Origin of the sequence: Francisella sp. XLW-1, assembly GCF_008711455.1 — a bacterium.
In the GTDB taxonomy this organism is placed as follows: Bacteria; Pseudomonadota; Gammaproteobacteria; order Francisellales; family Francisellaceae; genus Francisella; species Francisella salimarina.
In genome coordinates this window covers 355,681-376,878 of sequence record NZ_VXKP01000001.1, presented here as the reverse complement: position 1 = coordinate 376,878, position 21,198 = coordinate 355,681, and the positions used below count along the sequence as shown (strand labels likewise).

Genomic DNA, 21,198 nt, shown 5'->3' with positions numbered 1-21,198 from the left:
TCTATAACGGATCCCTCAAGTGCTTGTTACGCCAATAAACAAAAAGCATAAATAATGAGCAAACGAATAAAAATCCGCATAAATATAATCCTGCATAAGTTAATGAATCTATACTTACCAAATTTTTCGGCATAACAAATCCTGCTATCATGGCAACTAAGATACCTAAAATACCCATAATACATAAACTATAAAAAACTAGCTCATTGTGTATGATAGTCTTTTTTGATGTTCTTCTAAGTCGTAACGCTGCTAAAAACATCAAGATATACATAGTCAAATAGACTTCTGTATTAAGTGATATTAGCACCCAATAAAAAGAGTTCATATTATCCACCATAGTTATCGTCAATGATAATCCAATAACAATTAACCCTTGTATGTACAAAATATTACTAGGAACACCATAATTATTATTTGTAGAAAATCTCTTTGGTAAGTAGCCTCTTTCAGCAGCTTGGCGCAAACTCACAGCGGGACTTAAAGCCCAACTGATAGCCGAGCCAAATGCTCCTAAAACCAAACCAATACTAATCAAAGGCATTGCAGCTGGTAAGCCTAGCCTTTCAAAACCAATTTTAAAAGTCTCAAAAAGACCATTATATAAACTTATAGAACCAGCTGGAATTAGAAAAGCTATAGTCAAAGCTCCGAAAAACATCATTAATACAATAAATATTACAGCTAAGAAAATTGCTCTCGTAAATGTCTTCTGAGGGTCTTTTAGCATCGGAACATATACCGAACATAACTCTATCCCCAAAAAAGAAATAATAACTACCGTTAATGCAGATATGTCTTTCAGTGCTGATAGGTTAAATGATATCTGTGATACTTTAAGCTCCAGAGGATACCCTTTTACCAACCAAAAACCAAGAAATATAAAAAGTACTAAAACAGGAATTACTACTCCAAGAATCATACATATAAACGATACTATGGCAGATTCTTTGACACCAAAATGATTAATAGCCATTATTAACAAATACAAGGTTACCATAATACTAGCGATAGCTGGAGGACTGGCAAAACCAAACACCGAGCACATAGTTGATGACATAAATAGCAAGCTAGCAGGAAACCAGATTACATTACTACTCCATTGTGCCCAAATTGCAAACATACCGGCATTATCACTGATACCTTTAGAGCACCATTGGAAGATTCCATTTTGATGCTGATCAACAAAATTTGCACTAAGTTCAGCCGAAATAAATGCTACAGGTATAAGAAAAAATACAACACCAATTATAAAAAATAATGGCAAATACTCTCCAAATACAGCTAAAGAAGGCAAATTTCTCACAGAATCTACTGATATAATTATCAAACCTGTTAACATTAATAGAGATAGATTATTTTTCATCAACATTGATCTTTTATGAATTTAAGTCCTATAGTAGAAATAAATAGCAAATTAGTAAAGTCAAATATTGAGTATCTACGTAATAAAAATCCTCACTCAAAAGTAATGTTTATCGTCAAAGCTAATGCCTATGGCATAGGTATAGAAAACATCTATAAGGTAACCAAGGATCTAGTTGATGCTTACGGCATAGCTCGCATAGAAGAGTACTATGTTTTAAAGAGTTTAGACTGTACAAAAGATATAATTTTCCTAAGTGGTATATATGCAGAATGCTTTGACTTTAAAATACCTAAAAATGTTATTCCAATACTTGGTAATGAATTACTAATCAAAGACTATATAAAGTATGAAGATGATAAGTCAAAAACAATTATGCTTGATTTTGATTGTGGTATGGGAAGATTTGGTTTTTATAGAGATGACTTTATAAAACATCTTGATATGCTAAAACTTTCCGGATTTTCAAACATAATATTATTCTCACATATTCCAACTGGCTATAATGGCTATGATAGATCTAAAAAATATATTGATAAAATTCTTTCGTTAGCTGAAGAAACAAAACTTAAATATACTTTTTCTAACTCACCAGTTTCTCTTTTTAATACCGATTTTCAACAAGAGTATATTCGTTCTAGCTCCGCAGTATTAGGCTATGACCAAGAGCCTAAAGAAATCAAGTTTAGTTTATCTCTTAAGGCCTGTATTATCTCTATCAGAGATATCCCAAAAGGAGAATATATCAGCTATGGTAATGAATATTTTTGTAATGCGGATACTACCATAGCTATTTTAAATATTGGTTATGCTGATGGTCTAGGTTGTGGAATTCATCATGACTCATATCTACTTATCAATGCTACTAAGTGCCCTATCCTATCAATAAATATGGATTATTTATACCTAGATATATCAGCGATTAAACATCAACTAAAAATGCTTGATATGATTGAACTATTTGGTCCTAATAGCCTGAGCTTAGAACAACATGCCAGTATGTACAATATAACTAAAGATGAAGCACTCACTAAGCTTAATGCTCTGAGAGTTAAAAAAGAGATAATTTAACTTTATATCTTGTATTTTTTAATATCTATAGTCTTGAGTATGACTATCAATAAGGGTGGTACCATCATTAATAACCCAAATAAAAATTGATTATTAAGACTAATACTAGAAACAAGCGATGATGAGATAGTTGTAACAGCTATCTGTATGAATCCGAATATTGCCGATGCTACGCCAATCTCTGTATGTATATCCTTATAAGCACAAATGTAAGTAGCTGTATACTGAAAGACATTCCCACAAAAGGCTAAAGCACATAATACAACAATTACCTTAGCATCTAATCCAAAAATAAAATATGATAAAGCCAGTAATATACCACTTAATGCAGAAAAAGATCCACAATAAAGTATTACCTTATCCATATCTAGTTTACTGATCTTATTTTTAAAGATTATTAAAAATATTGCTGAAGGGACAATTACAGCTGCTGATAAAAATGAAAACTCAACAGCAGAAAATCCTAATTTTACTTGGAAGAAAAATGGTGAAAGTGTTGCAAATACAAAAACCAGCGATAATGCCAAACCGCTACATATTGCATTAAGGGCAAAGACTTTATGAGATAATATTCTCTTATATGACTCTAGAAGCTTGTAATTGCTTTTTGGAATAGCTTCTAAATGTAAATACTTAACAATCAAAACTGTAATAGTAAGTGCCATTATTGAATGCAAAGCAAAATTACCACGCCAACCAATAGTCTCTTGGATAATTCCTCCAGTAATCGGGGCTAGAGGCGGAGTTAATGAAACTATACTAGTGATTACAAGACTAGCCTTTGCAAGTGATTGGCTATCACTGAAAACATCTTTCATAATTGCACGAAAAGATACAAAAGAACTACCCATTCCGATCCCTTGCAAAAAGCGAAAAAATAGTAACTGAGATTCACTCCGAGCCAACATACAAAGTATACTTGCAATACAAAATACAAAATAACCTGCTAGCAATGCCCGTTTGCGTCCATATTTGTCAGATAAATAACCAAATCCAAGCATAGAGCACGTCATACCAAAGAAATATATCCCGACAGTTAACTTAATATCTTTTGCAGCAGCATGAAAATAATCAGCAATATGAGGTAATGACGGTGTAAAACTATCAGTAGCAAATTGTGACATCAAACCAAAAAGACAAATTATGAGAATAACTGTTTTATCAGATGATATTTTTTTAAAAGGATCATTAGGCATTCACTAATCCTAAATTTTTAAAATGATTGAATTCTGAAGAGATTATAGACTAAATATTAGCTTTGGAAATATTTTTTAAATGAATCTTTATATTTAACTAGTTCATCATAAGTAAGTAAAAACACACCATCACCACCATCAGCAAAGCTTAACCACGTAAAAGGAATATCAGGACACATCTCCATAAGAGCATACTGACTATTGCCCACCTCAACGATCAACACTCCCTTTTCTGTCATATACTGGTCAGCTTCAAGAATTATTCTTTTAGCTAAGTCTAACCCATCATCTCCAGCCTCTAGAGCAAGTTTAGGTTCATAATGATACTCTTGTGGCATACTATTTAAATCTTCTCTATCAACATACGGAGGATTTGAGACAATCAAATCAAACTTTTGGTCCTGAAGACTACCAAATAAATCAGACTTAACAGCTTTTACCCTATCACCTAACTGGTGCTTTTTGATATTATGATTTGCTACAGCTAAGGCATCATCAGATATATCAACCAAAGTTATATTTGCATCTTCAAAAACATTACTACAAGCGATGCCTATACAGCCACTACCCGTACATAAGTCCAATACATTATTAACATCATCAATATCATTAATCCATGGTGAAAACTCATTACGTATAAGCTCAGCTATTGGTGAACGAGGAATAATAACTCTCTCATCAATATCAAACTCCATACCTGCAAACCAAGCTTTTTTTAGAATATATGGTAAAGGTCTGCGCTGACAAGCTCTTTGATAAACATAATTAATAATTATTTTTTTCTCTTCTTTGAGCAATCTTGAGCCTACCATATTACTATCAATATCATGAGATACATTTATTGCACTAAGTACAAGGTGTACAGCCTCATCCCAAATAGATTCAGAACCATGACCAAAATAAACATTATTTGCTGTCATCTCTGAGATTGTCCAACGGATATAATCTCTAATTGTATGTAGATTATCTATAATATCTTGTTGTTTTTCACTTGAATACATCTATTAACCTTTCTTCCATGTAGTACCAGTTGCACTATCTTCTAATATTATTCCCTGATTCTGAAGCTCATTTCTAATCTCATCAGCTCTAGCATAATTTTTATCTTTTTTAGCTTGAGCACGCTCTGCTATAAGCTTCTCAATTTCGCTAGCATCTACATCATCACCCTGCTTGAAGTAATCTTCTGTATCAGTAAATAAAATACCCAATACATCACAAAGCTTACGTAGTAAAAATGCATAACCACTAGCTTTATATTTATTTGTTGTTTTTAATGTATTTATCTCTTTAGCCAAGCTAAATAGAACTGCTAAAGCTTCCGGAGTATTAAAGTCATTGTCCATAGCTTTGATAAACTTCTCTTCATACTCGTTAGCATCATCAGGCAGATTTATCTCAACTGGCTCTATATCTCGAAGAGCATTAAACAGCCTTTCGACAGACGCTTTGGCATTATCAAGATTCTCTTTCGAATAGTTGATTTCACTTCTGTATACAGTAGAAGCCAAGAAATATCTTATAACTTCAGGATGATATTCTTGTAATACCTCTTTAATAGTAAAAAAATTATTCAAAGACTTTGACATCTTCTCTGCATTAACTTTTACCATACCAGAATGTAGCCAATAATTTACATATTTACAATCATTACAAGCTTCTGATTGAGCTACTTCATTTTCATGATGTGGAAATCTAAGGTCTGAGCCACCAGCATGAATATCAAAAGTATCACCCAAAATCTTCTTTGACATTGCTGAACACTCTATATGCCAACCCGGACGACCAGCACCCCAAGGCGACTCCCAAGCAGGCTCACCCTCTTTTGCTTTTTTCCAAAGTACAAAATCCATTGGGTTTTCTTTTTCTTCAACAACGTCTACTCTTGATCCTTGCTCAAGTGCTTCGAGATTTTGCTTACTCAATTTACCATAATCAGCAAACTCAGCTACTCTATAAAACACATCTCCATTTGCACCTTGATAAGCAAAGCCTTTCTCAACGAGAGTTTCAATCATAGCTATCATTTCTGGGATGGTTTCTGTTGCTTTAGGTTCAAAAGATGGCTTAAGAATGTTAAGTTTATCAAACACTTCATGCATTGCTTTAATATTTCTATCAACTAGCTCAGTAGTAGATTCACTATTTTCTTTAGCTCTTTTGATAATTTTGTCATCTATATCTGTAATATTACGCACGAATGTAACATCAAAGCCACGATACTTGAAATATCTATTAATAACGTCAAAAGCTATGTATGTTCTAGCGTGACCGATGTGACAATCATCATACACTGTAACCCCGCATGCATACATCTTAATTTTATTAGGCTCAACTGGCTTAAATTCTTCTTTTTTACCAGATAAAGAGTTATAAAAAATCATAAACTAAAAGTCCATCTCTCGAATCTTATAATATAAGTTATCAGTATAACTAAATTTTAATATTTTTGGAAAAAATCTTAACTGTCCAAGCTCTTATGGACTATATTTAGATATGGATCAACATTAGTCAATTCAGCAAGAGCATCACAACCACCTGCATAATCAGCACATCCAGTTTCAAAATAAACTCTACTACCGCAACTAGAACCTACTGTACAATTCAAGCCATCATCTAACGCATATATCCTACCATCACTAGCTCTATGTATTTGATAATTTGATCCAGTAGCTACCAATCTACTAATGCGCGAATTATCTGTAGGATTCATGAGATAAATATAGCTATTTGTAATGACAAAAATCACCCCATACTTAGCTATTATCTTTTGTATTTCCTCTCCTGGAAAAGGCTCTGGAGGTAGTGCTGTCAGAGATGATCCTAGACTATATAGATATTTATAATAAGTATCTCCATTGAAAACTATCATATACATCTGTGTAGTATTCTTCTTAATCATGATTGGTTTTTGGCTTGGCTCTACTGATAACGTATCTTTTGTTGTTGATGAGCCACCTCCTGTACCTAATAGATATGTACCTAGCCTATTATAATCAAATATATTATTACCTTGAAATATAAGAGGAACTCCTGCATCTAGCATAAACATAGTATCAGGAATCACAACATGAACATGTGACTCATCAAAATCTGTAGATCCAGTTGTAAAAGTATCTGATAAAATTGCTGTAAAAATCCTAGTAATACTATCATAAGTCGATCGATACACATCTAAGTCGTAATTACCGTCACGAGGCATTTTTCTTAATACCAGTGGCTTAGGTACCTGATTATTGAAGTCATGATACCAAGTAACTAATATAATATTGCCTTCAGGATCACTCCCAGCGCCACCATCATCGCCATCTTCATCTCCTGAATCAACAGGTCCTACTAGATCCCATGCAGATGACCACGCACTTCCTGTACCTGGTGCATAATACGATGCAGCCGTACTAGAGCACCATCCCCATTCTTTACAACTATATAAATTCTCTCCAGATATTACAATATCTCCGTTTTGATATGATGTCCCTGCTGAGTATGTTGGATAACTATCAGAACCTCCTCCCTCACTAGGAGCACCACCAGACTCAACAAGATCCCATGCTAATGACCATGCACTTCCTGTGCCCGGAGCATAGGCGTCAATATTAGCTTGAGCATCACTAGAACACCACGAGACAACTTTACAACTATATAAATCACCACCTGAATTAACTACATCACCAACTTCATAATCTGTACCTGGCGAATACGTAGGAAAGTTTGAAGCATACCCTCCTGGTAAATCAGCGATAGCTTGCCAGTTAGATAAATCTTGTTGTGCTTGTGCCTGTCCTGCCACAAGGTTTCGTAGAGTTGTAGAAGAGGTGTATACTTTATTGCCATCATATATAGCTAAAAATATACTCCAACGACCATCTTGTAGATCCCAACCAATAGCCAAAGTATAGCTGAGAAGTGATAAGTCATTTGGTACAGTAACATTAAAACTACCACCAGCGTTACTTATAGTTAAAATACTGCTGTTTTTATGGATATAGCCTATATAACCTCTTTCTAAATCTTGTAATCTACCCTCTTGATCTAACTTATAGCTTGCTAGAGTTCCGCTCATACCAGCTACATTGACAAATGGTACATTTACTGGAAAATAATCCTCGTCATAGCGATTCATCAAAGTGCCCGGCAATGTGTTATAAACCAAACTCCTAACATACCTTGAAACATCTCCTTCAAAGAATTCATGCGAAATATCATAACTTATCACATAAGGGATTCCATAATAAAGTTCGGAATTAGTATTATGATGATCAAATCTAGATGTAACAGAATTCGATGTTGTTAAAAACCTAAAATTATCTACTGTTTCATCATGATTCTCAGTAAGATCAAGTGCAGCAGGTATACTATTAAAATAGCCCTCATCAACATGCAAACTTTGTTTTTCATTAACGATAGTTTCTATTGCCAAAGAATCCATTCTAAAATTATATGCAAGTGCTGATATTACTACCAATATAACAAAGGCAAATATTAAAGATGCTAATAATGCTGAACCTTTGATATTCTGATACATAGCTAACCCTTATAAATTAATTATTCTGCTAAATGTCTGCTCACCAATACTAAATGATATTCTTAATGCTAGCGAATTAGAACCACTTAAATCTAGTTCTGAAGGAATGCTATTCCACGTCAAAGTACTATTAGCAACTGTCGCCGTTTCAATTTGTAAATTTTGCACACCTCTAACTAACTCATAAGATATTCCATTAGAGTCACTATCCTTGATATATACGTATAAAGAGAAAATGGCTTGCCCAGATTCATCTACAGCACCACTATCTCGTATGTATAACACCTCTAAAGAGTATCTTCCAACATAGTCACCTGGATAATAATCACTTCCCTGAGGGGACTCTGATAAGTTAACAACACTACTACCACTACTTATGCTAGCAACCTTTAACAAATTAATATCATTTTTATTACATAGGAGCAAGTAATCTCCTACTGAAATATCCTCCACCGAGTCTAAGGATAAGTTTGAGCTAAGAGAATTCACATCAGTAAGAAAAGTCCTAGACTCTTCTCTTTTTATCATGATATAGTCTGTACCAGGCTGAAAACACTCACCTGAACAACCAGTCTCAAGAGCTTCAGAGATATGATCAGACGTTGCCAAAGGTAACTGGCCAACTCGAATCATTGAAGAGTCATGAAAAAAATCATCTAAAGAATCTGATGTTCTATCATGATACGTTTGATTCTGACTACCAAACTGACATGCAAATCCTGTTCTTTTAATAAAATTATAAAAAATACTCTTAACCTGTAGTTCTTTAGCGTCAGCTGTAGTTTTATCTTTATACTCCTGATAAGAATTTTTAACTCCTATATAAGTACTAATTAAAGCAGTTAGTACCACTATAGCTATCACAGTAGCTACCAGAAGCTCCGGTAATGAAGTCCCAATTATTTTACGCCTATTAAACTTCAAATTCATATATTACCTAGCTATAAAACACACCATGAAGGTAGTAAATCACCATCAAACCCACCAACTGCTACACAATGCCAAGTTAATCCTTCTGAGGTAACATCAGCATCTGTTCTAAGCTCTATCCTAAGAGCGACATTTGCTTGATCAATAGGAGGATTATCCATTGGTACAGTACTAGATACCGCGGTAGTTCCAACATTTAACAACACATTTGTTATATGTCCTGAAGAAATCATTGTACTACCCCCATCATCTAAATAATCTCTTCTAGCCTGTTCAACGGCTGCTCTGAGTTCAGGGCTCTCATCAAGGCGAGTCGCTCCAGCACTACGATATATCTCCCATACGGCAGCCATATAAGGACCGAGAACCTGAGTTATCGCATCATTTGCTGGTGTAACTGCTGAATATGTTCGTTTAACCGCCTGTAACGAATAATCCGGATTAGTAGCAACAAACTCACGTATTGCACTACTCCCATCATCAACTCTTGAGAAAGTGATATTACCCTGCGCACTATCATCAAAATTTCCTGTTAACATATAGTTGTCAACTCTAGCCTCTAACTCATCTACAAGCTCAACTTTTTTTTCAGATAAAACAGCATTAGAGAGTATATTGCCAATCGCATAGAAAGCCGCAATAAGAGCAAATACACCTAGTAATGAAGCAATTAGAACTTCAAGAAAGGTAAATCCTTTATATTTTTTAGTATTTAAGTTCTTTTTGTACTTTCTCAAGATATAAATCACATCAGCATTTCTATATAGATAACTAATATAATATCATAAAAACACTCATCTATCCTTTACTAAATTTAATATTAATCTAATTTTTGGTAAATAATGCCAAAATTTAGATAACCCAAAACTTTTTGTAACGATTTATGATTTTCTAAATTATTTTGATTTAGAAGCTTTATCCTACCATCACAATCATCATTTAATGTACATTTGAAGCCATCTTTAATTGCAAAGATATCTTTTGATGTAGTTCTATAAAACTGAGGATTATTACCACTACTTTTTTGAATTTTGTATGAGTTTTTTACAATTCCGCCCCAAAGAACCTCATAATTCAAGTTACTATTCTTTTTCACAGTTATTTTTAGTTTTACTGGTTTATCCTTATATGCAAAATAATCAAAGTCGATAAACAAAGTTTTTTTTGAGATATTTAAACTAACTCTTTTAACATTTTCAGCAATATCATTAACAGAGTATTTAACATCTGCATTTGCAAGATCTATTGAATCAACATCAACACCTTTTCCAATTAGGTAAAAAACAATTTTATTATCATCAAGCGATATTTCCGCATCACAACTAAACTCTAAAAATCCCTTATAGCCACTCTGATTATCAATAAGCTGACAACTACTAGCATATACCAAATTAGAGACCAGAAAAAAAATAGATACTAATACAACATATTTTAGCTTTATCAAGTTATTCACCTATATCTCAACTGTCTCAATACGCTCATTATTAAAGCTCTCTATATAAATTTTCATCCTAGTAACTATAAACTTTAGACCGTATTTAACTATTATATTTTGGATTTTTTCTTTAGGATATCTTATTATTTTTACAACTCTAATGAGTTTAGTATTATTAGTATATAAATACTGATAATAGTGATCCCCATTATAAGCCAAAATATAATTACTATATTGATTTTTCCTAACAATTATAGGAGGGTTCTCAACAACTTTACCTAAATCAACCTCTTTTTTACTAGCTTTGAAAGAGTTATCTAAACCATAAACTATTAATTTATTTCCAATGAATAGATACAGTAAGCTTTTTGAAAGAGTTCTACTTGGGTCTAATGCCTGTACATAAATATTACTATTATTAGTTTCCTCATTCGCATTTATTATATCTTTTATCAAAACTGTATATCTACTATTAGACTCGTCATATTCAACATCTTGAACAATAATACTCATACTACCTGAACTATCTCTACGTGTAGATAAAACTACCAAACTAGGTTGCGTTTCATCTAACTGATAGTACCAACTTAATGCTGCTATATCCTTGGGTGTATTAATTATTTTACATGGCGTTGACAAATCTAAAATTGCCTTAGAAAAATTATTTGTCAGATCGCTTAGCCTAGTTTTGAATATATACAAATGCTGACTATCATATATGGCTAATAATAAGTGCCAGTTACCCTTACGAAGCTGCCAACCAACTTTAATATTATAATTTTCAGACAAATCTAAATTTTTCAGATTTATAATTTGGATATTATTAATCGATACCAACAGCCAATCATACTCTTTTTTGATGTATCCTATATAGCCTCGCTCTGAGTCACTAATCTCCTGATTTGTATTAAGTCTATAAAACTTCTGTGAACTACTCATTCTTGCAACATCAACATACGGAACATTAATTGGTATCAAAGATGAGTGATAGTCAGTCATCGAATGTTTTGGTAACTCTTTATAGATTATTTTCTTAGTTAACATTAGCTTATTTTTATAAAAAAGCTTATGCTGCATATCCATACTTATTGCCGTCGGCTCCGAATCATATAGATTTACCACAGTATTACTATTAGAGAAAATAGCTTGTCTATTACGCTGTAACGCATTTTCTATGAGATAATCGCCAAATTCAGAACTTCCTGTAGCTATAGCTCCTTTGCGAGATATTTCTTGAATATATTGCTGCTCCACCGTTGATATTATTTCTTGTGACTGGAGACTTTTTATGCTCAATAAATTGTACCTAACAATATATGCAAGGCTTGATACTGTAACTAACACCACAAAGGCAAATATCATTGCCGATAATAATGAGGATCCTGATTCTCTTGTCAAACTCATTAAACGAAAATATTTCATAATAAAACTACTTTATCATAATACTGATTATCCAATTTAAATGATATTTTTAGTGCTTTAGCTCCTATTTCATTCAAGCTTGTATCTTGATATATTTCTTTCCAAGAAAGATTCTTGTTATCTGAAGCAGCATAAGTTAACTTAAGATCAGAAACCCCTTCCACGATGGGATATACTGTTGCATGAACTTGACCATTTTTAACTAACATATACAAAGAATACTTATATTCACTTGGTTTCTTAGGATCGACTGTAGCAGCTGTAAAAAAAATTTGAATATTTATCTTACCTATATAATCACCCTTGTTAAATTCATTAGCTGGCGCTGAGGCAAGTCTTATTTGTTCTGTTTCATTATTAGTGCTAGATATTTTAACAATATCTATATAGTCATTATTACAAAGTGCTAGATAATCACCATTCTGCCATTGCTGAGTTTTGTCTAAATACAAACTTAAATTTAATGGTTTTTGCGTAAGTTCTGCAGATGAGTTTTCTGTTTTAACCATCAAGTAATCTGTACCAGAATGGAACAAAAATTTTTGCTTAGAAGAGTTTTTTAATAAATTTTCTATGGTCGATAACTTTCCTAATCTAACTGAGTAATTATCGTAAAAAAACTTAAATTTACGAGGGTCTTCTCCAGTTCTATTGACATAAAGTTGATGATCTGATCCATATTTACATGATAAACCTGCATTTACAATAGCATCAGAAAGCACTTTCTGCGCTGAAATAACTTTTATATTTTGCTCAATATTAAGCTTTGCTTTTTGATAACTCCTTTTTGTAGACACATATATATTAACTGCCATCGTAATCACTATGATAGAAATAGTGATACCAACCATGAGCTCAACTAGCGTAAAGCCTGAAATCAGCCGATTCCTATGAATTTGACACATATTTCATAACTTCCTTAGAAACACAAATATCAAAATTCTTATTTTTAGCGATAAATTTGATCATTTTAGGATTACTAACTCTTTTCTGAAAAAAATAATCACTACTAACTGCCTTAGTATTAAATTTACCAGTTAAAACATAAATAGCTATTTTTTTATCTAACTCCTGTATTAGCTGTGTTTTCTTTTCTGCTATTACTGAAGTGGTTATCGAGGAATTTATTATCAAAAATGATGATGACAAAACAAACAAAATTAACCCTGATGAGATTATACTCTCAACCAAAGATATTCCTTTTTGTTTGTTAGTTTTATAGAACCTAAAGTTAACCATTTAATCATTTTTTCTTAATAAAATTTCTGCCATATACTAACACAGCTATTTTTTTAAGTCACTTTTTCATGCTTTGAATTTTAGGCATCCTACTTAAGCTCTAGAATAACCTCTTCTAGAGAATTACCCTCAAACCTATACGGTCTAATATAAAAACTCTCCTGCTCCCATACATCATCTATTGTTGGCTGATGCCCAAATAAAGCAATTAGCAAATCAATAACAGTATCTACTGGATATTCAGAAAGATCAACATCTGCTAATTTTTCTATTGCGTACACAGGTGCCTGAGCCTTTATCAAGAATTTGTTATTCGCTAATGTTACCCATGGCTCTTTAACAAGATGGAATTCATCAGAGATTCTACCAATCATTATTGTTAATAAGTTATCTAACGTAATAAACCCTATAGGTTTATTTTTTTTATAGACTAATGCAAAGTGAGGCTTACCTTGCTGGAATTTTCGCAAAACATCAATTAATTGATCATTATGAGACACTTTTAATATCGGCCTTAAACTCTCTTGCCGTAAATCATTATCTAATGCACACAGAATATCCTTTGTATGAATTACCCCAATAATATTACCTTTATCTCCTTGATAAACAGGATATCTCGTATAAAGATTGTCTTTGACCACTTCGAGCTTTTGTCTAACTGATGAATCATAATCAATAACTACCATCTCTTCTATAGGCCTCATAGCATCGATTGCCTGTAGATGCGAAAACTCAACCATTCTTAATAAAATATCTCTATGCTCTTCTGTGAGAGGTTTTTTTAGGTGGCTACTTTTTAAAATAATTTTGACCTCATCTGTAGTATACCCATACTCAGCCTCTGCCACAGTGTCTAAATTAAATAACTTCAAAAGCTTGTTTGCTGTAATATTTAATATCCAAATAAATGGAAACATTAACCAATAAAAAACATATAGAGGTATACAAGTAAGCAAGGATAGCCTTTCAGTTTGTCTGATAGCCATTGACTTAGGCATAAGCTCGCCGATCACTATATGCAGAAATGATATAATTGCAAACCCAATTGCAAAAGCAATAATTCTTGAAAGATTCCCTGTAACTCCAAAAAATACAAAAACTGGCTCTAATAGTTCAGAAAAGGCAGGTTCTCCAACCCATCCCAAACCTAATGAAGCTAGTGTTATACCAAATTGACAAGCAGAAAGATAGATATCTATATTGCTATGAACCTTGTAAAGTATTCTACCCTGTAATCCATTTCTCTTACTTAAAACCTCAACTTGCGAACTTCTTATCTTAACTAATGAAAATTCAGCTATAACAAAAAAAGCATTAAGAAGAACAAAACAAAAGGCCACAATCAAAAAAATAAGATTATCATACTCCATCATCAATATTACTCTAGTATTTCGCCCTACCTAATACTAACACGCACAGTATAGTATTTAAAAAAAGCAATATACTTGGCAACATACATAACAGGTATAGATAAAAATCTACTTGGCTATAAAGCTTAGAAATAGAATATATTGCTATTGAAAGACCTAAAATAGAAAAGCTTAATTTACCAAAATTATCATAGATAACCTGAGTCCAGCCTTCAACCTTATCAAAAACCTTACTTGTTGGTTTCCAGCCTTGGGGTTTATTCAAATAGTAGTTAATCTCAGCTTTTATACCACACCAAAATACAAATGATGATAACATAAACATCGCTATATAAATCTGAGAAATTTTACTTATAAAATTACCTTTAATATTTCCATATAAATAATACCATACACTCAATATAACTAATGGGATAAGGGTAACATTTACTATTGATACAAAAGCTACATTACTTCTTGGAAAAAGCACTAATAATAATGCAAATATTGGAAAACCTGAAGCTACAACCTTAAAAAGTAAATACAACATATCAAGCTTAACTCTAAAATTCAGATTTGAGGAGCTTATTATCTTTGACATATACTTATGCATAACTTGCATACCACCAAAAGACCACCTTAACCACATTTTCTCGAATTCTTTGAGAGATGTAGGAACCCACTCACCTGTTTTAAGAAATATCGGCTTACTATTGAACCCTGCTTCATAACATCTAAATCCAGCAGCAATATCTTCTGTTACCATTACTTGAGATCTATAGTACTCTTCCCATTTAGATGTCGCCATCAGAGCTTGCTTACTCCAAATACCATTATGCCCTTGATAGTTACAATATCCATATTTACCTACAAACTCGTTAAAATAGCGAATTGTATTTTGGAAAATACTGGCCACTTTTGTAACTAAATTAGTGCTATAGTTAGTACTTTCTATCAAGAAGCTAACAAAACCAAGCTTAGCGTCTTTTTTAAACTCCGGCAACCCCACTTTTAATGTACTTTTAGGTAACGTTGAGTCAGCATCTAAAAATAAAACATAGTCATAGCAAATATGCTCCATGGCAATATCAAGATTGCGTGGCTTAAATCCCTCTGTGCCTTTTCTATGGATAAATTTACAGCTAACGTCACCTTTCATATTATGTTTACTAACATAGTCTTGCCATTTTAAGAAGTCTGGATGATCTAAGTCACTGTTATCAACAATTATTATCTCAAATTTATCAGCAGGATAATCAAGCTGATACGCCGAATCAAAAGTTAACTTACAAACTTCAAAAGGTTCATTACGAGTAGTTATAACTACGGAGCATCCTAACTCTTGCTCAATTCCCTCATAACTCGTGCTTCTACCAAAAAGACTATCAATAAAGCAATGGATACTCAAAATAATTCTATATCCAAGTAAAAAAAAGGTAGGCAATAAAATACACAATATCAAGATGGATATGAAAGGATGAGAACCATAATCAACATTCAATATAGCTTTTGTCACAAATGTAACAAAAACAAAGCTCAAGCATACGTATACTATAGTTACAAAATTCAACCTGCGAGATTTAGATGTTACAAAAAGATAAATAACAAAACAACACAATAGTGACAACAAAGCTATACTTGCAAGATCTTCACCAGCTTGAGAAAGACCATAAAAAACTAGCAAGGCTGTTATAGATGATAACAGTTTTTTCATAAAAAATTACAGAATTCAAATGATGAGAATTTTACTTGAAAAAAGTAACTCTCACAATAAGTAATTATAATGATTGTTTATATTTTTGATATTCTAACTGCACAGACTCTTCAGGCTTAGATGTTAGTAAGCTAACCAATACTATACATATACTACTTAAAGTAAATCCTGGAACCATAGCATAAACTTTAAACCATCCTCCTAAATCACTAAACATTGGCCAAATCAAAACAGTCAGCGATCCTACCAGAATCCCTGCAATGGCGCCTTTTTTATTCATCCTAGACCAAAATAGTGAAAAAATGACCACAGAACCAAATGAGCTACCAAGTCCGGCCCATGCAAAACCTACTAACTTTAAAATACTTGTCTCTGGATTATACGATAGTATAATCGCAAAAACTGTCACCAATAACACTACCAAGCGGCTAATATTAAGAAGTTCTTTATGGGAAGCATTCTTCCTAAGAAACTTGGCATACACATCAACAGAGAAAGCACTTGATAATGATAACAATTGCGCTGATGACGTACTCATCACCGCTGATAAAACTGCAGCAAGCAAGATTCCTTCCACCCAAGGGTTAAAAAATACTGCCGACAGTTTTAAGAATACAGATTCCGAATTAGTCAAGCCATCACTATAATAGGCAGCTCCAAGAATACCTACACAAGCTGCTCCTATCAATGCTAAAATCATCCATATCATACAAATCCACATTGCTTGTGAAGTCTTATTTGGATCTTTTATGGCCATAAAACGCACAATTATATGTGGCTGACCAAAATATCCCAATCCCCACGCAAGTAACGATACTATAGTAATCAAAGGCACTCCTGAAGTAACATCATAAAAACCCTGAATTTTTATATTTGATAAATTATCTATAATATTCACACTACCTAAATTGAAATAGACTACAGCTGGTACAACCAATAATGCCAGAAGCATTAAAGTTCCTTGGAAAAAATCAATCCAAGATATAGCTAAAAAACCACCAACACATGTATAAATAAATATAATTGTTGCCGTTAGTAACAGTGCTTCATGATAAGAAATACCAAACATTGAGCTAAACAAAATACCACCTGATACAAATCCAGCGCCTGTGTATATCGTAAAAAAGATAACTACTACTATGGCTGTTAACGATCTTATTACTCCTTTACTATCATGAAACCTATTTTCAAAATATGCAGGAATTGTTATCGAATCTTTAGCAATTTCCGTGTAAATACGCAATCTCCTAGCGATAACCCCCCAGTTAACAAAGGCTCCCAATGTTAATCCTAATGGCAACCATATCTGGTTAAACCCCGAAGCCATGAATGCTCCCGGCAAAGCTAATAACAACCAAGATCCCATATCAGATGCGCCAGCACCTAACGCTGCTATTGGAGCACTCAAAGACCGCCCGCCCAACATATAATCCGAAACTTTTTTTGTTTGAAAATATGAATATATTCCTATACTAAATATAATTAGAATATATATTATGAATGTAACCCAAAGTATACTATTTTGACTCATTATCTAGCGACTATTTAAAAAATACATCCTATAAACTTAACATTTTCAAAAGTCATTTTAAAGTTTACTATGCAAGCTTAATAATATAGAGATTTACATATTGGATAAATATAAAATAGAATAATAGGAGTTTGAAGTAAGTTTAAGACATAAACTTCTCAACACCATCCTTAAAATCAAAGCTATGCTCTGCTGTGATATGTCTTACAGTCTTGGTTGTTGAACGCATAACTACACTATGAGTAACAGCATATGAGCCTCTACGAGTACTATTAACTCTCTTCACGCCTCGAAGCATATTACCATCTGTAACACCTGTAGCAGCAAAAACTATATCTCCTGATGCTAAATCATCAATATCGTACTTTTTATCAAGATCTGTAACGCCTAACCTATGCGCTCTCTGAACTTCTTCATCACTATGAAATTCAAGCCTAGCTTGCATTTGACCACCAAGACATTTAAGAGCTGCAGCTGAAAGAACTCCTTCAGGAGCTCCACCGGTACCAATAAACACATCAATACCTGATCCTTCCGTAGCTGTAGAAATAACTCCTGATACATCACCATCATCAATAAGCACAACTCTAGCACCACACTCACGTGCTTCTTTGATAATATGTTCATGACGAGGCCTATCCATAGTACAAACAACTAGCGCAGACATATGCACACCCTTAAACTCAGCAACCCTTCTTAGATTCTCAGTAACTGAGTCATCCAAATCTACTATACCTTTAGGTGCATCAATACCACCAACAGCAATTTTTTGCATGTATACATCAGGAGCATTTAAAAAACCTCCTTTATCTGCTACAGCTAAAACTGTAAGCGCATTTGGACCGCCTTTAGATGTTATAGTTGTACCTTCTAGTGGATCTAAAGCTATATCAACCTCACAGCCACCTGCTCCAACCTTTTCTCCAATATATAGCATAGGAGCTTCGTCTAATTCACCTTCTCCAATAACAACAGTTCCATCAATAGCTACTTCATTTAATGCCTTTCTCATCGCATCAACAGCTGCTTGGTCTGCAGCAATTTTATCGCCTCTACCCATCTGACTCCATGATGCTAAAGCTGCTAGCTCAGTGACTCTTACTGCTTCTAGTGCTACATTTCTATTCATTTGCTTTGGTCCTTTTTTGTTTTATAGTTCATCTACGGTTGGTATTAAAAATTTTTCTACCTCATCTTTCAACTGTATAAGCTTACCATGAAAAAAATGTCCAACCTCATTCATTTTAACTAATGTTAAATCTGATTTAACTGTTTTAAGAGTAAAATCAAACACAGAATTAGGATTTACGGTATCATCATCTATTCCCTGTACAACAAGCCAAGGAATGTTATTAGGCTCACCAAACTTAGTCAAATCAAACCTGTCAACAGCTGGCGCTATGGTTACTAGACCCACAACATTATCAAGTTTATTCAAACCCATATAAGCTATAGCTCCACCAAATGAAAAACCGCACAATATGATTTTTTTGAAAGAAGTATTTTCCTTAATCCATTTACAGACAGAAAGAAGATCTTCCAGCTCACCAACCCCCTCTCCATACTCTCCTTGACTATCTCCAACACCTCTATAATTAAATCTATATGACTCAATATTTAATGTCTTCATAGCTCTAGAAAGAGTTGTCACAACCTTATTGTGCATACTGCCTTGATATAAGGGATGAGGGTGACATATAACTGCGACAATTTCTTGATTAGCACCTTTGACTTTATCATAGACTGCTTCAACTCGGCCAGCCCTGCCTTGAATAAAAAAAGTGTTCATAATGCTACAACTAAGACTCCCTTGAAAGATCACAATCCTCAAGTTTTATTAGTTTTGTTTTTTTGATTATTTTATATGCAAAATATAGTATCACAAATGCAAAGAAACCTACATAAGTTGATAGAAACTCAATTATAACACTAGACCAACTTCTACCCTCCATAGTCAGCATAGTTGCTCCTTGACCAACTATTACGATAGAAACCAAAATTAATGCAATAATCGGAGCCCAAGGGAAGAACTTCGCAACAAATGGTAAATCATTCAAGCTCTTACCTTGTTTAATATATGCTCTTCTAAAGCGATAGTGGCTCAAGGCAATTGTGAACCAAGCTATAAAACCAGCTAAGCTTGATACATTAACTAACCATGTAAATATTTTCCCACTTCCGACAAATGATACAAAAAAGAACGAACTACCAATTAAAGCTGTAATTAAAAGAGCAATTATTGGCGTGCCTTTTGAATTAGTAGTTGCAAAAAACTGAGGGGCTTGCTTAATCTTACCCAAATGCCATAAGACCCTAGTCGCACTATACATACTAGCATTACATGCTGATATTATCGCAGTAAGAATAATCACATTCATAATAGTAGCTGCTGAGCTTAAGCCAACGCTCTCAAAAACCATTGTAAATGGACTAACCGAGACATCATCTCCAGCACTAGACTGTATCAAAGAAGGATTATTATATGGAATCAAGAAACTAATTATCACTACTGCTAATATATAAAATATAAACAAACGCCAAAAAGTTTGTTTAATAGCTTTAGGAATAGACGTATCAGGATCTTTAGCTTCACCAGCTGTCACACCTATAAGTTCACTCCCTTGAAATGAAAATCCAGCAATCATAAATACAGAGATAAATCCCCACCAGCCATTATGAAATGGTGCATCGCCTATACGCCAATTTTCAAAACCTACACTGTCATGATTCCCAACCATACCAAGAATCGATAAGAAACCAACTATAATAAATATAATAACTGTTGAAACTTTGATAAATGATAACCAATACTCAACCTCACCGTACACTTTCACTGAGAATATATTCAAAGCGAATACGAGCACAAAGAAAAACGCACTCCATAATAATATAGAGCTTCCTGGAAACCAGTACTGCATAATTATCGCAGCTGCAATTACTTCAGTTGCCACGGTTATCGCCCAATTAAACCAATAACTCCAACCTGTACTGAAACCCAAAGCAGGATCAACATAGCGAGTTGCATACTCACAAAATGTTCCACTAACAGGACTATGAGCTGCCATCTCACCAAGACTAGCCATTAAAAAATAAACCATTATTGCAATTATGACATACGCTAAAACAGTACCTCCAGGCCCTGCATCGGCTATGGCCCCACCAAGTGCTACAAATAAACCTGTCCCTATACAGCCGCCTAAGGCTATCATTGACATATGACGAGTATGTAATCCACGTTTAAGCTTTTGTGACATCTATTATTTTTCTCTCCCATAGGCAATATTAAAAAATCAAAGAGGCAAATTAATAAGCTACTCTTTACAATTAGGTCGGTATCTAGGAAATTTAAGATTTTTTTAGAGCGATTAAATAGTTAGAAAGTTAGAGATAAAACAATGCTTCTCTATATATTCCAAACCT

18 protein-coding genes are annotated in these 21,198 nt (G+C 33.5%); 1 reads left to right on the top strand and 17 read right to left on the bottom strand.

Going from position 1 to position 21,198, the window contains the following annotated elements:
- Nucleotide 1: 1 nt before the first annotated feature.
- Nucleotides 2–1,366: an APC family permease gene (locus tag F3D59_RS01920; protein ID WP_150463579.1), complete on the bottom strand. Its 1,365-nt coding sequence runs from the start codon at nucleotides 1,364–1,366 to the stop codon at nucleotides 2–4.
- 15 nt (nucleotides 1,367–1,381) lie between these two features.
- Between F3D59_RS01920 and alr the strand changes: the two genes are divergently transcribed.
- A complete protein-coding gene (alr, locus tag F3D59_RS01915) occupies nucleotides 1,382–2,437 on the top strand; it encodes an alanine racemase (RefSeq protein ID WP_150463578.1) in 1,056 nt (351 codons plus the stop codon).
- A gap of 2 nt (nucleotides 2,438–2,439) precedes the next feature.
- Here alr and F3D59_RS01910 read toward each other — a convergent pair whose 3' ends face one another.
- The 16 genes from F3D59_RS01910 to F3D59_RS01835 all read right to left on the bottom strand — a co-directional run bounded on the left by F3D59_RS01910 (nucleotide 2,440) and on the right by F3D59_RS01835 (nucleotide 21,032).
- Nucleotides 2,440–3,633, bottom strand: coding sequence for an MFS transporter (locus F3D59_RS01910; RefSeq protein WP_150463577.1), 1,194 nt, complete (start codon nucleotides 3,631–3,633; stop codon nucleotides 2,440–2,442).
- A 56-nt stretch (nucleotides 3,634–3,689) separates the two neighbouring features.
- Nucleotides 3,690–4,634: a 50S ribosomal protein L3 N(5)-glutamine methyltransferase gene (gene prmB / locus F3D59_RS01905; protein WP_149369183.1), complete on the bottom strand. Its 945-nt coding sequence runs from the start codon at nucleotides 4,632–4,634 to the stop codon at nucleotides 3,690–3,692.
- 3 nt (nucleotides 4,635–4,637) lie between these two features.
- Complete coding sequence (gene cysS, locus F3D59_RS01900) at nucleotides 4,638–6,017, bottom strand: cysteine--tRNA ligase (RefSeq protein ID WP_150463576.1); 1,380 nt, start codon at nucleotides 6,015–6,017, stop codon at nucleotides 4,638–4,640.
- 77 nt (nucleotides 6,018–6,094) lie between these two features.
- Complete coding sequence (locus F3D59_RS01895; protein WP_150463575.1) at nucleotides 6,095–8,158, bottom strand: hypothetical protein; 2,064 nt, start codon at nucleotides 8,156–8,158, stop codon at nucleotides 6,095–6,097.
- A 9-nt stretch (nucleotides 8,159–8,167) separates the two neighbouring features.
- Nucleotides 8,168–9,088 (bottom strand): photosystem I protein M (PsaM), encoded by a 921-nt coding sequence (locus F3D59_RS01890; RefSeq protein WP_150463574.1) that lies wholly within the window; start codon nucleotides 9,086–9,088, stop codon nucleotides 8,168–8,170.
- A gap of 11 nt (nucleotides 9,089–9,099) precedes the next feature.
- A complete protein-coding gene (locus F3D59_RS01885; RefSeq protein ID WP_150463573.1) occupies nucleotides 9,100–9,825 on the bottom strand; it encodes a type II secretion system protein in 726 nt (241 codons plus the stop codon).
- An 83-nt stretch (nucleotides 9,826–9,908) separates the two neighbouring features.
- On the bottom strand, nucleotides 9,909–10,541 hold the full coding sequence (locus F3D59_RS01880; protein WP_224721129.1) for a hypothetical protein: 633 nt from the start codon (nucleotides 10,539–10,541) through the stop codon (nucleotides 9,909–9,911).
- On the bottom strand, nucleotides 10,542–11,945 hold the full coding sequence (locus F3D59_RS01875) for a hypothetical protein (RefSeq protein WP_191092414.1): 1,404 nt from the start codon (nucleotides 11,943–11,945) through the stop codon (nucleotides 10,542–10,544).
- Nucleotides 11,942–12,850, bottom strand: coding sequence for a PilW family protein (locus F3D59_RS01870; RefSeq protein WP_150463572.1), 909 nt, complete (start codon nucleotides 12,848–12,850; stop codon nucleotides 11,942–11,944). The genes F3D59_RS01875 and F3D59_RS01870 overlap by 4 nt, the downstream gene beginning before the upstream one ends.
- Nucleotides 12,834–13,184, bottom strand: coding sequence for a type II secretion system protein (locus tag F3D59_RS01865; RefSeq protein ID WP_013922107.1), 351 nt, complete (start codon nucleotides 13,182–13,184; stop codon nucleotides 12,834–12,836). The genes F3D59_RS01870 and F3D59_RS01865 overlap by 17 nt, the downstream gene beginning before the upstream one ends.
- A gap of 89 nt (nucleotides 13,185–13,273) precedes the next feature.
- Nucleotides 13,274–14,557, bottom strand: a complete 1,284-nt coding sequence (locus tag F3D59_RS01860) for a hemolysin family protein (RefSeq protein WP_150463571.1) — start codon at nucleotides 14,555–14,557, stop codon at nucleotides 13,274–13,276.
- 10 nt (nucleotides 14,558–14,567) lie between these two features.
- Nucleotides 14,568–16,247 (bottom strand): glycosyltransferase, encoded by a 1,680-nt coding sequence (locus F3D59_RS01855; RefSeq protein WP_150463570.1) that lies wholly within the window; start codon nucleotides 16,245–16,247, stop codon nucleotides 14,568–14,570.
- A gap of 64 nt (nucleotides 16,248–16,311) precedes the next feature.
- A complete protein-coding gene (putP, locus tag F3D59_RS01850) occupies nucleotides 16,312–17,778 on the bottom strand; it encodes a sodium/proline symporter PutP (RefSeq protein WP_150463569.1) in 1,467 nt (488 codons plus the stop codon).
- Between the two features lie 142 nt (nucleotides 17,779–17,920).
- Nucleotides 17,921–18,907, bottom strand: coding sequence for a class II fructose-bisphosphatase (gene glpX, locus F3D59_RS01845; RefSeq protein WP_013922103.1), 987 nt, complete (start codon nucleotides 18,905–18,907; stop codon nucleotides 17,921–17,923).
- A 21-nt stretch (nucleotides 18,908–18,928) separates the two neighbouring features.
- The gene (locus F3D59_RS01840; RefSeq protein WP_150463568.1) at nucleotides 18,929–19,567 is read right to left on the bottom strand and encodes an alpha/beta hydrolase; all 639 of its coding nucleotides are present in this window, start codon (nucleotides 19,565–19,567) and stop codon (nucleotides 18,929–18,931) included.
- A 10-nt stretch (nucleotides 19,568–19,577) separates the two neighbouring features.
- Entirely contained in the window at nucleotides 19,578–21,032 is a 1,455-nt protein-coding gene (locus tag F3D59_RS01835) for an amino acid permease (protein WP_150463567.1), read from the bottom strand.
- Nucleotides 21,033–21,198 lie beyond the last annotated feature (166 nt).

Excerpts from the sequence above, each read along its gene's own strand:
- F3D59_RS01920 (WP_150463579.1), bottom strand. The coding sequence starts at position 1,366 with ATGAAAAATAATCTATCTCTATTAATGTTAACAGGTTTGATAATTATA.
- alr (WP_150463578.1), top strand. The coding sequence starts at position 1,382 with ATGAATTTAAGTCCTATAGTAGAAATAAATAGCAAATTAGTAAAGTCA.
- F3D59_RS01910 (WP_150463577.1), bottom strand. The coding sequence starts at position 3,633 with ATGCCTAATGATCCTTTTAAAAAAATATCATCTGATAAAACAGTTATT.
- prmB (WP_149369183.1), bottom strand. The coding sequence starts at position 4,634 with ATGTATTCAAGTGAAAAACAACAAGATATTATAGATAATCTACATACA.
- cysS (WP_150463576.1), bottom strand. The coding sequence starts at position 6,017 with ATGATTTTTTATAACTCTTTATCTGGTAAAAAAGAAGAATTTAAGCCA.
- F3D59_RS01895 (WP_150463575.1), bottom strand. The coding sequence starts at position 8,158 with ATGTATCAGAATATCAAAGGTTCAGCATTATTAGCATCTTTAATATTT.
- F3D59_RS01890 (WP_150463574.1), bottom strand. The coding sequence starts at position 9,088 with ATGAATTTGAAGTTTAATAGGCGTAAAATAATTGGGACTTCATTACCG.
- F3D59_RS01875 (WP_191092414.1), bottom strand. The coding sequence starts at position 11,945 with ATGAAATATTTTCGTTTAATGAGTTTGACAAGAGAATCAGGATCCTCA.
- F3D59_RS01870 (WP_150463572.1), bottom strand. The coding sequence starts at position 12,850 with ATGTGTCAAATTCATAGGAATCGGCTGATTTCAGGCTTTACGCTAGTT.
- F3D59_RS01865 (WP_013922107.1), bottom strand. The coding sequence starts at position 13,184 with ATGGTTAACTTTAGGTTCTATAAAACTAACAAACAAAAAGGAATATCT.
- F3D59_RS01860 (WP_150463571.1), bottom strand. The coding sequence starts at position 14,557 with ATGATGGAGTATGATAATCTTATTTTTTTGATTGTGGCCTTTTGTTTT.
- F3D59_RS01855 (WP_150463570.1), bottom strand. The coding sequence starts at position 16,247 with ATGAAAAAACTGTTATCATCTATAACAGCCTTGCTAGTTTTTTATGGT.
- putP (WP_150463569.1), bottom strand. The coding sequence starts at position 17,778 with ATGAGTCAAAATAGTATACTTTGGGTTACATTCATAATATATATTCTA.
- glpX (WP_013922103.1), bottom strand. The coding sequence starts at position 18,907 with ATGAATAGAAATGTAGCACTAGAAGCAGTAAGAGTCACTGAGCTAGCA.
- F3D59_RS01840 (WP_150463568.1), bottom strand. The coding sequence starts at position 19,567 with ATGAACACTTTTTTTATTCAAGGCAGGGCTGGCCGAGTTGAAGCAGTC.
- F3D59_RS01835 (WP_150463567.1), bottom strand. The coding sequence starts at position 21,032 with ATGTCACAAAAGCTTAAACGTGGATTACATACTCGTCATATGTCAATG.